The 12,840-nt window shown below is 62.0% G+C and carries 12 protein-coding genes; 3 read left to right on the top strand and 9 right to left on the bottom strand.

The window, feature by feature from the left end; all coding sequences use genetic code 11:
- Positions 1 to 221: 221 nt before the first annotated feature.
- Together JQ507_31010 and JQ507_31005 are read right to left on the bottom strand one after the other, a co-directional pair.
- Positions 222 to 833 carry a sigma-70 family RNA polymerase sigma factor gene (locus JQ507_31010; GenBank protein QRI69251.1) on the bottom strand — a complete coding sequence of 204 codons (612 nt, stop codon included), beginning with the start codon at positions 831 to 833 and terminating at the stop codon, positions 222 to 224.
- A 245-nt stretch (positions 834 to 1,078) separates the two neighbouring features.
- Positions 1,079 to 2,146 (bottom strand): acyltransferase family protein, encoded by a 1,068-nt coding sequence (locus JQ507_31005; GenBank protein ID QRI69250.1) that lies wholly within the window; start codon positions 2,144 to 2,146, stop codon positions 1,079 to 1,081.
- A gap of 212 nt (positions 2,147 to 2,358) precedes the next feature.
- On the opposite strand from JQ507_31005, the gene hrpB reads away from it, so the two are divergent.
- The 3 genes from hrpB (at position 2,359) to JQ507_30990 (ending at position 7,262) form a co-directional block, all read left to right on the top strand.
- Positions 2,359 to 4,959, top strand: a complete 2,601-nt coding sequence (gene hrpB / locus JQ507_31000) for an ATP-dependent helicase HrpB (protein QRI69249.1) — start codon at positions 2,359 to 2,361, stop codon at positions 4,957 to 4,959.
- Between the two features lie 161 nt (positions 4,960 to 5,120).
- Entirely contained in the window at positions 5,121 to 6,572 is a 1,452-nt protein-coding gene (locus JQ507_30995) for an NCS1 family nucleobase:cation symporter-1 (protein ID QRI69248.1), read from the top strand.
- 177 nt (positions 6,573 to 6,749) lie between these two features.
- Entirely contained in the window at positions 6,750 to 7,262 is a 513-nt protein-coding gene (locus JQ507_30990; GenBank protein QRI69247.1) for a TIGR02281 family clan AA aspartic protease, read from the top strand.
- Positions 7,263 to 7,292: 30 nt separating this feature from the next.
- Here the strand turns inward: JQ507_30990 and JQ507_30985 are convergent, their stop codons facing one another.
- The 7 genes from JQ507_30985 to JQ507_30955 form a co-directional block, all read right to left on the bottom strand.
- A complete protein-coding gene (locus JQ507_30985) occupies positions 7,293 to 7,679 on the bottom strand; it encodes a hypothetical protein (GenBank protein QRI69246.1) in 387 nt (128 codons plus the stop codon).
- 108 nt (positions 7,680 to 7,787) lie between these two features.
- Entirely contained in the window at positions 7,788 to 8,273 is a 486-nt protein-coding gene (locus JQ507_30980; GenBank protein QRI69245.1) for a hypothetical protein, read from the bottom strand.
- A gap of 9 nt (positions 8,274 to 8,282) precedes the next feature.
- Complete coding sequence (locus JQ507_30975; GenBank protein ID QRI69244.1) at positions 8,283 to 9,008, bottom strand: hypothetical protein; 726 nt, start codon at positions 9,006 to 9,008, stop codon at positions 8,283 to 8,285.
- Positions 9,009 to 9,365: 357 nt separating this feature from the next.
- Positions 9,366 to 9,641 (bottom strand): hypothetical protein, encoded by a 276-nt coding sequence (locus JQ507_30970; GenBank protein ID QRI69243.1) that lies wholly within the window; start codon positions 9,639 to 9,641, stop codon positions 9,366 to 9,368.
- Positions 9,638 to 10,645 carry a hypothetical protein gene (locus JQ507_30965; protein ID QRI69242.1) on the bottom strand — a complete coding sequence of 336 codons (1,008 nt, stop codon included), beginning with the start codon at positions 10,643 to 10,645 and terminating at the stop codon, positions 9,638 to 9,640. Before JQ507_30965 ends, JQ507_30970 begins: the two co-directional genes overlap by 4 nt.
- Before the next feature lie 613 nt (positions 10,646 to 11,258).
- The gene (locus JQ507_30960) at positions 11,259 to 11,837 is read right to left on the bottom strand and encodes a hypothetical protein (protein QRI69241.1); all 579 of its coding nucleotides are present in this window, start codon (positions 11,835 to 11,837) and stop codon (positions 11,259 to 11,261) included.
- 313 nt (positions 11,838 to 12,150) lie between these two features.
- Positions 12,151 to 12,825, bottom strand: coding sequence for a hypothetical protein (locus JQ507_30955; protein QRI69240.1), 675 nt, complete (start codon positions 12,823 to 12,825; stop codon positions 12,151 to 12,153).
- Positions 12,826 to 12,840 lie beyond the last annotated feature (15 nt).

Here is a 12,840-nt window from a genome sequence, read left to right as displayed (position 1 = left end):
CGGGTCGTTGGAGGTTTACTTGGGAGGTTAGAACTAGGGAAGTCTCGAAACTGAGTCAGTCACTTGGGTTGGGGTTGCGTCGTTGGATATGGGTATAGGGATCGTGTTTTTCCGGGTGATGTCGTCGATTGTTTCAATTGTTTCGTCGCCGAACTTTTTTGGCTTCGTGGACAATTGCCCGGGTTCCTCGATCTCCCTTAACTATCTGTATCTGCTTCGCTTTATGCCGCGACGCTGTCCACGCCGGCACCCCGCAGGAGATCGGCGAGCTGCTTGCGGGCATAGAACATGCGGGTCTTCACCGTGCTCTGCGGGATCCCGATGATCTGGCCGGCCTCCTCGACCGACTTCTCATGGTAGTAGACCAGGTTGATGATCTCGCGATGCGCCGGCGACAGCTTGGCGACGCAAGCGCGCAGGATCTCGCTGGTGGTGGCGCGATCGAGCGAGGTTTCCGGCGTATCGGCGCCGTCGGCGATCTCCAGCACGTCGTCCTGGTCGATGTCCTCGTGCTTGCGCTGGCGCAGCGCGGTCAGCGCCTTGAAGCGGGCGATCGAGAGCAGCCAGGTCGAGACCTGCGAGCGGCCTTCGAACTGGGCCGCGGTGCGCCAGACGTCCAGGAACACCTGGCTGACCAGGTCCTCGGCCATGGTGGTGTCGCGCACCATGCGCAGCACGAAGCGGTAAACCCGGACGTTGTGACGGGCATAGAGCGTGTGCATCGAGGTGCGGTTGTTCTTGGCGATACGCGCGAGCAGCATTTCATCCGAGGTCGCGCGAGCAGCGTCGATATGCTTCTCGGCTGCAGAGTTAATGGCGATGACGTTCGGCATGACAGGCTCCCAGTTCGCCGTTGGGCGGCGGTTCGTTGAGAGAAAGCTAGTTAGCGCCGGTTTCCGGATGTCTGCGCCAAAAGCGGAAAATGGTTTCATGACCGGGAGAATTGTTTCGTCGCCGGCCGAACGACGAAACATTCGCGGGCAAAAAGCCTGTCATTTCAATGCACGGAAAATAGCAGCGGCCGAATCCGGCCGCTGTGGGAACGAATCCGGCTTATGACTTTCGGCACTACCTGGGCCTATTCGGCCGCCTGCAAAGCGGGCGATGCCTTTTTCGGGGCAATCCAGAACGCGTCGGGCCGTTCGAACAGGAAATTGGCCCGTACCGCCAGCGCCAGCCGCCAGATCAGCAGCGAACCGGCGACGCCGGCCGCGGTAACGATCAGCGAGATCAGGCCGATGTCGGGGATGACGTCGAACCGCAGCAGAACCGTGCGGGTCGCGGCCATCGGCAGGAAGAAGGCCAGATAGATCACGATCGAGTGCTCGCCGCAGAAGCGCAGGAAGCCGAGCCATTGCGCCCGCGCCAGCAGCGTGCCGGTCACGATGATCGCGCAGGCGCCGGCAAAGCCGAGCGCCAGCGAGACGACCGGCCATTCGCTGACCCCGAGCGCAACCAGGCCGCCATTGACGAGGGCCCACAGCCCAAGCCCGGGCAGGGCGAGCGCAGGCCGTGCCCGCGCGCGGTCCGACAGCGCGAACACGTAACCGGCCAGGGCATAGCCGGTAAAGAAATAGACGAAGCGGGCGCAGAACTCGTCGATCACGGTCCAGCCGGTCGTGACATGCGCGCTCTCCAGCGCTGCCGCGATCAGCCAGATGACGAGCGGGTGGACATTGCGGGTGAGCTTAGCGACGACGAAGAAGATCGGCAGCAGATAGATGAACCACAGCGTGCCGAACGGCTCGATGAAGGCCTCGAGATATTGCAGCCCGACCTGGGCCCAACCGGTCTCGGCCGCCAGCGACGGCGCCTTGAAGCCGAACTGGATCGTCACCCACAGCACATAGAAATAGGCGAAGTGCATCACCTTGCGGTCGAGATAAGTGCGCCAGTCGCGGTCGATCACCACAGACAGGAACAGCCCCGAGATCAGGAAGAAGTCCGGCATCCGGAACGGCTTTGCGAACATCACGACATAGTGCATGAAGCCGGTTTGCTCGGCGGCCTTCTCGACCCCCAGCACCGAGTGCATCATCACGACCATGATGATGCAGATGCCCTTGGCATAATCGACCCAATCGACACGCGCGCTCACGCTCCCGGTGGAACGATCTGTCGCAGCGACTGTGCCGTTTGTAGCCATCCTTGTCCCGTTTCGGCGTGATCGGCGCCATCATCGGCCCGATCGGTTGCTTTCTCCTTTATCAATACAAAGGATGTGCCAGCGAACGTCGGCCCTGTCCCCGGTTCCCTGGACCGGGCGAATGGTCTAAGAGGCTTGGAAATCCCAAGAGAATCCGACGTTCGTTAACCACAGGACGCAAGCCCGGCCGAGCGCCGCCGCGATGAGACTCCTTGCCGCACCAATTCGATAGCCCGCTGCCGATCGACGCCGTGCTCGACGAGCTCGACCGCACGCTCGATCGCCACAACGCCGCCGTGCTGGTCGCGCCGCCCGGCGCCGGCAAGACCACGCGCGTGCCGCTGGCGCTGCTCGACGCGCCTTGGGCCAAAGGCAAAAAGATCATCGTGCTGGAGCCGCGCCGCATCGCTGCACGCGCCAGTGCCGAGCGGATGGCCAAGACGCTTCGTGAGCGGCCCGGAGAGACCGTCGGCTATCGGGTGCGCTTCGGCTCCAAGGTGTCGCGGGCGACGCGGATCGAGGTCGTCACCGAGGGCATCTTCTCGCGGCAAATCCTCGACGATCCCGAGCTCGACGGCATTGCCGCCGTGCTGTTCGACGAATTCCACGAGCGTTCGCTCGATGCCGATCTTGGCCTTGCGCTGGCGCGCGACGCGCAGACCGGCCTGCGCGAGGACCTGCGCATCCTCGTGATGTCGGCAACGCTCGACGGCGCGCGGGTCGCAAAGCTGCTCGGCGATGCGCCCGTGGTCGAGAGCGAGGGCCGCGCCTTTCCGGTCGAGACCCGCTATGTCGGCCGCAAGGTCGACGCGCCGGTGGAGCGGCAGATGGCCGAGACGATCGCGACCGCACTGCGTACCGATGCCGGCTCGGTGCTCGCTTTCCTGCCGGGCGCAGCCGAGATCCGCCGCACCCAAACCTTCCTCGCTGAGCGCGTGCACGACGCTTCAGTGGAGATCGTGCCGCTGTTCGGCGCGCTCGATGCCGCCGTGCAGGACCGCGCCATCGCGCCAGCCCCGAAGGGCATTCGCAAGGTGGTGTTGGCGACTTCGATCGCCGAGACCTCGCTGACCATCGAGGGCGTGCGCATCGTGGTCGATTCCGGCCTCGCGCGGGTGCCGCGCTACGAGCCTGACACGGCGCTGACCCGGCTCGAGACCGTGCGGGCCTCGCGCGCCGCGGTCGATCAGCGCCGCGGCCGCGCCGGCCGTATCGAGCCCGGGGTGTGCTACCGGCTCTGGGACGAGCCGCAGACCGCGTCGCTCCCGGCCTACACCGCGCCCGAGATCCTCTCCGCCGATCTGTCATCGCTGGTGCTCGACCTCGCGCAATGGGGCGTCAGCGATCCCGCAGGCCTTGCCTTCCTCGATCCGCCGCCGGGACCGGCGCTGAAGGAAGCGAGATCGCTCTTGTCCGAACTCGGCGCCCTCGACGCAGACGGCCGCATCACCGAGGAAGGCAAGAGCCTGCGCGCGCTGGCGCTGCCGCCGCGGCTGGCACGCATGATCGTGGATTCCGCCCGCTTCGGCATGAGCGAGGAGGCGGCCGAGATCGCCGCCGTGCTGACCGAGCGCGGGCTCGGCGGTGACAGCGTCGATCTCGACGTCAGGCTCGACCAGTTCCGCCGCGACCGCTCGCCGCGTGCCTCGAGCGCGCGCAGCATGGCCGCGCGCTGGGCCTCGCAGGTGAAGGCAAACGAGGACGCACTTACTTCTCCCTCCCCCCTTGCGGGGGAGGGTCGGGGAGAGGGGGCCACACGGGCAGTTTCTCCCGGGGCCACCCCCTTCCCCAACCCCTCCCCGCAAGGGGGAGGGGAGCCCTACCGCTCTCGCGTCCCTAACGCAGACCTTTCGACCGGCGTCATGCTGGCTTTCGCGTTTCCGGACCGGGTCGCGAAGAACCGCGGCAATGGCAGCTTCGTGCTCGCTAACGGCCGCGGCGCGGCGGTCGAGCAGACCGCGGCGCTGGCGCGGCTACCCTATATCGCGGTCGCCGAGCTGACCGGCACGGCCGCGAGCGGCCGCATCCTGCTGGCGGCGCCGATCACCCAGGACGAGATCGAGCAGCGCTTCGCTGACCAGATCGAGAATGTGGAGGAGGTGACGTTCGACCGCGGCGCGATGGCACTGCGCGCGCGCCGCCGCCGTTCGCTGCATGCGATCACGTTCTCGGAATCGCCGATGCCGCTCAAGCCATCTGCCGAGACCGCGCGGGAGTTCGCCGACGGCCTGATCGCTGTGGGTCTCGACCGCCTGCCGTGGTCGAAGCAAGCGAAACAATGGCGCGACCGCGTCATGTTCCTGCGCAAGGCCGAGGACGACAGTTGGCCTGATCTGTCCGACGCCGCGCTCGCTGCACGCGCCGACGCCTGGTTGGTACCCGCGCTCTACGACAAGACCGCGCTGAAGGATCTGTCGGCCGGTGACCTGTCGGACGCGCTGATGGCGCTGCTGCCGTGGGATTTGCGCGCCCGGCTCGATCGCGAGGCGCCGACGCATTTCGAGGCGCCGACCGGAACGCAGCTTGCGATCGATTACGAGGCCGAGCAGGGCCCGACCATTGCCGTCCGGCTGCAGGAACTGTTCGGGCTCAACACCCATCCTTCGATCGCCAGGGGCGCGGTGCCGCTGGTGCTGGAACTGCTGTCGCCGGCGCAGCGGCCGGTGCAGGTGACGCGCGATCTGCCCGGCTTCTGGCGCGGCAGCTATGCCGCCGTCCGTTCCGACCTGCGCGGCCGCTATCCGCGCCATCCTTGGCCGGAAGATCCCGCCAGCGCGCTGCCGACCAGGCGCGTGAAGCCGCGCGGCACCTGAGTTGCCGGCGGACGTGGCTCACCTCTCTCAAGGGGAGAGGTGAAGCGAGCGCGGCCATGGATGACGAGCTGAATGAATTCTTCCGCTGGCGAGCGCCAGCAAACGGTGATTAGATTTGCGGGCTGGGATGGGATCACGGGCTCGCAATTGGGGAGGCCGTCGTGGAGATCAAGAACGCATCGCCGTCGCTGTACAACGAAGACCTGGCGCCGGCCAGGGAACGCAACTGGGGCGCCTTCAGCATCTTCAACGTCTGGACTTCCGACGTCCACAGTCTGTGGGGCTATTATCTCGCCGCCAGCCTGTTCCTGCTCTGCGGCAGTTTCGTCAATTTCATCCTGGCGATCGGCATCGGCTCGCTGGTGATCTTCGTGCTGATGAGCCTGGTCGGCAATGCCGGGGTGCGGACCGGCGTGCCTTATCCGGTGCTGGCGCGGGCTTCGTTCGGCGTGTGGGGCGCCAACATCCCGGCGCTGGTGCGCGCCATCGTCGCCTGTTTCTGGTACGGCGCGCAGACCGCGGCGGCATCAGGGGCGATCGTCGCGCTGCTGACGCGCATCGACAGCTTCAAGGCGTTCCACCAGTCCAGCCACATGCTCGGCCATTCCACGCTCGAGGTGATCTGCTTCGTCGTGATCTGGGCGCTGCAACTCCTGATCATCCAGCGCGGCATGGAGACGGTGCGCCGCTTCCAGGACTGGGCCGGACCTGCGGTGTGGCTGATGATGCTGATCCTCGCGATCTATCTCTGCATCGCGGCCGGCGGCATCTCGCTCACCGCGCCGATCCCGCAGGACGTGCTGCTGGAGAAGACCAAGGAGGCCGGCGTGCCCGGCGTGCCCGGCTCATTCCCGGCGCTGTGCGCCGTCGCCGCGACCTGGATCACCTATTTCGCCGCGCTCTATCTCAACTTCTGCGACTTCTCGCGCTACGCGCCTGACGTCAACGCGCTGCGCAAGGGCAATATCTGGGGCCTGCCGGTCAATCTGATCCTGTTCTCGCTGGTCGCCGGCGTCACCACGATCGCGGCGTTCAACGTCTACCACGAGGTGCTGCTGCATCCCGACCAGATCTCGGCGAAGTTCGACAGCTGGTTCCTGGCGCTGCTCGCCGCGGTCACCTTTGCGGTCGCGACGCTCGGCATCAACGTGGTCGCCAATTTCGTCTCGCCGGCGTTCGATTTCTCCAACGTGTTCCCGCGGCATATCGACTTCAAGAAGGGCGGCTACATCGCGGCGCTGATCGCGCTGGCGCTGTATCCGTTTGCGCCCTGGGAGGGCAGCGCCGCCTCGTTCGTCGGGCTGATCGGCGCCACCATGGGGCCGATCTACGGGATCATGATGGTCGACTATTATCTGATCGCGAAGGGCCGCGTGAACGTGCCGGCGCTGTACCAGGAGCACGGCGAGTATCGCTTCCAGAACGGCTGGAACGTCAGCGCACTGATCGCAGCCGCGGTCGGCGCCCTGTTCTCGTCGGTGCTGCCGAACTTCACCTCGATCCTGCCGGCCTGGTGGGCGGTCTATGGCTGGTTCTTCGGTGTCGCGATCGCCGGCGCGGTCTATTACGCGCTGCGCGTGGCGATGCCGAGCCCGGTCGCCAGGACGGCCTAGAAGGCTGCTTGAAGCCGGCAAATCGGGCGGCCGATGTCATTCGGCCGCCTCTCCGGGCTCGCATTAACCCTTCGCTCATCCTTTTCGTCAAAATGGCAGCCTCGTGCTGCCGCCCTCGCTCGCGGCGGGGCGGGCGGCGTGGTGAAATTGCGTGTTCGGTTTTCCGAGTATGGTGTCATGCGTAACCTGATGATTTTCGCGGCCATCCTGATCGGGCTGGGCACCTTCATGGCCCAGATGGCCAGCAAGATGTCGCCCGCCGCCGCGACGACCGCAAAGCAGACCATCGCTCCGGCCGTCACGGTGGCGCAGGCCAGCGCCCGGACGCTCAGCATTACGCCCGATCCGCGCGGTCACTTCGCGACCGACGGCCGGATCGACGGCCAGCGCATCAACTTCATGGTCGACACCGGCGCCTCCGTGGTCGCCCTGAACGAGACCTCGGCCGCGCGCTTCGGGCTGCGCCCGGTGCCGGGCGACTACACCTCGCGCGTCACCACCGCCAACGGCACCATCAAGGCCGCACGCGCCCGCATCGCGATGGTCGAGATCGGCGGCATCACCGTGCGCGACGTCGACGCCCTGGTGCTGCCGGATGAGGCGCTGTCGGAAAACCTGCTCGGCCTGTCCTTCCTGTCGAAGCTGAAGCGCTTCGAATATGCCAACGGCAAATTGTTGCTGGAGCAGTAAGGCCGATTGGCATCAAGGCCCTATCCAAGTCTATTGCGGAGTTACCTCCACGCACTGACCAGGGTCTGAAATACAGAACTCGGTTTTCCCGGTAGTCGGATCGATTTTCCAAGAGCCTAACACCGGCAATCCGCCAAAAATGTCTGAAATCCCTCCCTGTACGTTAATGCCGGTCGTTTTCTCCGGAAAGCCGGGCCTCTCGGTGCATTGACCGGTTAATTGCTTAGTCTCGGCGTCGAGGACTGCGGTGCAGTGATGAAGCCTCCCGTTCTTGTGGTCGAGGCGTTCGACGGCATAATGGTTTACCCCAGTCTCCACAGTCGCAAACTCAGCGAAAATTTCGTAATCCGCAGCCAGCCCAACGGTCGCCGTCACGGTTAGCGAAAGCGCGAGTATCCCGGTCCTAAGAAGCCTCATAAGACCTCTCCATGTCTTCCCCTGCGATGCGGATCATGTCCCCATTTCGGCAGAAACTCGGATCACTGAAGCGCTTGCGCAGAGTGTCGAGTCGGTCTCCGGGCGCACCTACTGTAAGTCCCTATTGTACTCCCTAATTTCGTGATCCTGATCGTCGACATTCGGATAGCGCTCTATCTGATAGCAGGAAATCCCATCGTCCAATTTGAATATCGAGCGTTTTACACGCTTGTCGTCGTCCGTCGATTTTCCAATAAGAAGTATGCCCAGACCGGCATCGTCACCCGATAGCGCCAGCCCCTCCACCGCAAAAGAAAAACCGGACAGACACGCTTTCGGCACGTCAGTCCATTGCCCATTGTGTTCGATGCGCATCGAGCGTTCCAGGTTTGCGCCAAACCCTTCCTTTCCCGGGTTACGATCGCAAACCGCTTTGAGGGAACGAAGCTCGATCTTTGCAAGATCTTGACCTTTGTAATTTTTGAAATTCAAGATCGCAACATCCGCTGCGCACCAGGGACTGGAGTTCGCGATACATAACGTTGAACTGGCAAGTAGAAGCGATAAAGCTCCAGCGAGCGCGACTGTTTTCATCGACAGGCCTCAATATTTGTATCGGTTCCAATCCGGCATCCCGCGCCCCGTTGGCTTGCCGTTATGCCAATACTTTTTGTACCCATACCAAGATCCAACCCATGCATTGTAATCTGGAACTTGCTGAGTGTAAGCGCGCGCGTTGGCTCTATCTCCATCACTTTCATCCTGACTATCCCAATGCATGTGCCCTCTTGCGACCGCACCGCTATCGCCAAACCCCACGCCACCGCCCAGCGCTCCCTCTTGGTACCCGCGCGCTATCTGATCGTAGTAGTATAGTCCGTTGCGTTTGAAGGTTTCGACGCCCAGCTCCGGGATAAAGCCCCTCCTCTTGGTCTCTTCCGGGTAATATTGGGCACCAAGGTCTTTCATTTCCTTGAGGGCAGCATCCCATGCGCTCTCCGCGCTTTCGAAGCCGATCCCCGCATTGCGGCTCGGATAGTCACCACCTTCGTCGCCGCCGAAACGCTTGATGCCGGCGATGCCACCCGATCCGCTGGAGCTGTTGCCAGTCGCCGGCCCGTTGACGCCGGGCTGACCGGCTCCTGTCGCAGGCTGTTGCGACTGGGTTTGCGGCTGTGGCTGCGTTGGTCGAGTAGGTGTCGGCGGCTGTTGAATCTGCGCCTGTTGAGTCACGCCATCTGCAGCGAACGGATCATGGTCAACGGGAACGAGCGAGTAGTCAACGAAATCCGGCCGATGGTCCACCGGCACCAGAGAGTAATTGGGCATTGATCGTCACCTACAGATATTGCGGACAGCTTCGGGCGAGCCCGTGCGTGACCGCACCTCGCGGAGAGGGCTGGGTTGGCTTTGGATGTTTGAAGGCAAGTGCTTGAGGGCAAAGTGCTTGAAGGATGGCTTGCGCGATGGCGCGGAAGCGTCACTTCCGGTTCGGCTTGCCCATCGTCTTCGCCGGGCGCCTGTCGGTCGGTGGGGCGGCCCTGGCTATCAGCCAGATCGGCTCGGTGCGGTGGCGAATTTCGGCGCGCTCGGCAGTGTATTGGCCGACAGCGGCCCATCCGATTCAAAAAGCCCGCAGCGGATTTTCCGATGCGGGCTTAATTGCCGTGCAGCGGCGAAACCAGTTCACGCCGTCGCCATTGCCCAGATTTTTTCGAACTCGGCCTTTGATATCACTTCCGGCACGAACTGGGGATCGGCGGCGATCTCTTCAACGGACGGCAATGGCATCTGACCAAGGCCCGTGTCCCCGACCTCAACTTCAGCATCGGCATACCAGATCCTTCCGTCGGAAAAGATTTCGACCTTACGAAGCTCCCAACGTTCGTGATCCAACTCGCTGTAGATCAGGACCGGTTGATCGGGGTACGCGTGAATCCACTTCACTTTGAGATAGGTCATTGGTCGGACACCTTTCCGCTGCGGATAATCCTGTTGTTCAAATCCAACGGTCCTTCGTTTGGGATAACATAAACGCCGGACCGGCCCTCAACGACATTCAGACCGGCCGGGTTGATTTCGAGGTAGTGAGTGAATTTTTTCACTTGGTGGGGATTTTGTACGAGGGCCACCGAAAGCTTTTCCGGCTCCATTGTGCCGGGCTCAATATCGGTAAGATACTGACCGTTGCCATACTTCACATCGCGTGGTCTTCGGGCTTTCAGAGAAGGATTTAGCTTTCCTTCATTCAGGATGCCGTTCAGACCAGCCTCGTCGGTGTAGTGATATAGGTTACGAAGCCCAGCGCCTGGAACGTCTTCAACTGCACCCGTCGGCGGCCTCACCCTGCTCGCAGGTGCTATCTTGGCGGCACCAAGGCCACCGACCAGGCCGCCGAGAATCCGGAGAGGCAGCTCCAGCGAGCTTCCCTCACCAAGTTGACCGCCAGCTTCGCTCCCCAAGCCCCCCAGCGCAGCCGCTCCGACTTTGAACGGCAATCCTCCGGGCACGACATAGGAAGCGGGATTGCCGACAAATTCCCCGACAGATGCACCGAGTTTGCCCGCCCGGCCTTCCGGCCTGTGCATGGGTCCGGTTACATTCTTCTCAAGAATGTCCATCCCCTGTGCTGGAGTCGGCGCGTCCACGTCTTGCCCCATTTCGGCCTGCGTGGCGCGAGCCAATGCGCTCCCCGCACTATTCAGGCCAGAAGCGATTCCGCGAGGGATGGACCTGAAGAAGTCAGCGGCCCCCGCCGCAATCGAGTGTGGCGGCGCGGACCCCGGCGTTTGCGGAACGGACGGCGGCCGATCGAAACCCGCATCCGTTTGCGCATGGCTTGCCGGTTGCGTCCTTGTCCGTTGAATGATGTCGTCCGCGGCGAACGGATCGTGGTCAACGGGAACGAGCGAGTAGTCATCGAAGTCCGGCTGATGGTCCACCGGCACCAGAGAGTAATCGGGCATTGATCATGACCTACAGATATTGCGGACAGCTTCGGGTGAGCCCGTGCGCGACCGCACCTCGCGGAGAGGGCTGGGTTGGCTTTAAGTGCCTGAAGGCAAAGTGCTCGAAGGATGGCTTGCGCGATGGCACGGAAGTGTCGCTTCCGGTTCGGCTTGCCCATCGCCTTCGCCGGGCGCCGGTCTGTCGGTGGGGGTGGCCCTGGCTATTTGCGAGTTCAGTTCGCTGCGGTGGCCAATTCCGGCGCGCTCGGCAGCGTATTGGCCGACAGCGGCCTGTCCGATTGAAAAAGCCCGCAGCGGATTTTCCGGTGCGGGCTCAATTGTTGCGACGATGAAAATGTATCGGTGAGTTGCCCGACGTGTCAATTATTCGTTGCGCAGATTGCAGAGCGCCGGGAGCGGCTGAAATGACAACCGCACGGCAATACCTGCCTGTCCATCCCTAGCGCCCCCTAGAAACAATGCCGGGTCGGAGCGATAGCGCTCAAGCAATTCGTGGGGCGCAACAGCGTAGCGCAGGGGCGCTTTGACTCCATCTCTTCCATTTGGCCTTGCTGGCAAGAGATTCTGTCGCAGTCGGGATTGGCCCGGTGTCCACCGAACCGGGAGCAGCTCATTGCCGCACCGAGCAGCATTCCAAATCAAATAATCGACGTTCCTCAAGCGCCTCACCCGAAAGAATGCTCCGTATCCGGGACTTGGGAGAAGGACCAATATCATCCCGCGCTTCCAGCTCGTTCAGAAGCGACTGAATGCCCTCGTCTTGGTAGTTTGCCAAAACCAGCATCGTCGATAAACGAGGCACCATGGCGCTCGTGAGCTCCTCGGGAGATATCAAATCCTGGTCACGTAATTTCATCAGTTTCCTGACGAAGACCACATGTTGATCAATCGAAAGCCCATACATCGACAGAATTGCTACGTGTCTCTGGCGTTCTGAGTACTTTTTCTCCGAGAGAAATCGGATGCAGAAATCGGGGTTCCTGGCGCTCGCATCGACAAGTTGCTGGAAGCTATTTATGCCGAGCCACTCGTAGACTGAAACCCCAACACGCTCATGGTTCTGGTCCGTGGCAACAACCTTGTCCGCGTATCCCTCATAATTACTCGCTGCACCGCTGCCGGATGATTCAGGGGGAGCGGGTCGAGGACAGGAACTGACTGCACACCAGTCCTGTGGGTCGGAGGTCATGAGCCGATCCAGCAAAGCCCTATCACTCCTAGCGTCATACGAGCCGTCGGCCTTACGACTAGATGGTTCGGCGGCAGCGATTTCTGGACAGCAACCGAAGAGGCATCCGAAGCATAGCAAGAGCCATATTCGAGCGCGCCGCATGCTAAGGCTCGTAACGACGAATAAACCAGCAGACCACCAGGCTGATTTTTACCCATCATCTTTGCAGCAACGCTCTCGATCTTTTCGCTCTCTCCAACACCGAGGAAGTTGGCATTCGGCCCCACAACTGTTCAAGCGTAAGCGGCTGCGCCATCAAGACGCCTTCTGATCACCGCGTCGCCAAAGAGACCGCATAGACCCTCAATATCTCCGCCGCCAGCGAAACGCATGCTGAGATCGATCGTATCTCCGACCAGCGCGAGCACTCCCGATCAAAATCCCGCCATCTCTTCTTCGCAAACCCCTCACCAGAACGGATATATCTAATTTCCCACTTGATATGGTCCGGAAAGTCTTGTGCCGCCAATTCCTTGAAAAGTGCCTGAATTTTCGGATGATCGTAATGATCACGGGCAACAAGAGAATAGCGATAATATATCGCTCCTGCTAATGAGAGTTCGGGTAACAGGCCACTGCGGTACAGTTTCACCAATTTTCTTATAAGCACGACATAGTCATCGACATCGAGTTGATACATCGCATAGAGGGCGATGCGCCCGCCCTCCCTTCCTTCCGTTAGATAGCGAATGCAAAAATCGATGTTCTCTGGCGCGGCGGCCACAAGCTCTTCGAACGCGTCGCCGGACGGGGGATATTGGGGCGGTATGCGGTCAACAGCATCATCTCTTGTCGCCTGGGCGACTTTCTCGACATAGGCTTGATACTTGTCTTCATCGTGCGGCGCGCTTGCTTCGCTCCCGTTGGAGGCCGCGCTGGCGGCATTCAGACAGAGCGCGAACGCGCAGCCGAGCGACAGTACACAAGACAGGATGAAACGTCGCACGTTATTGCCCGACAT

It is taken from the genome of Bradyrhizobium sp. PSBB068, from assembly GCA_016839165.1.
Lineage (GTDB): Bacteria > Pseudomonadota > Alphaproteobacteria > Rhizobiales > Xanthobacteraceae > Bradyrhizobium.
The sequence above is the reverse complement of the archived record's forward strand: the minus strand, read 5'-3'. Positions and strand labels throughout refer to the sequence as shown.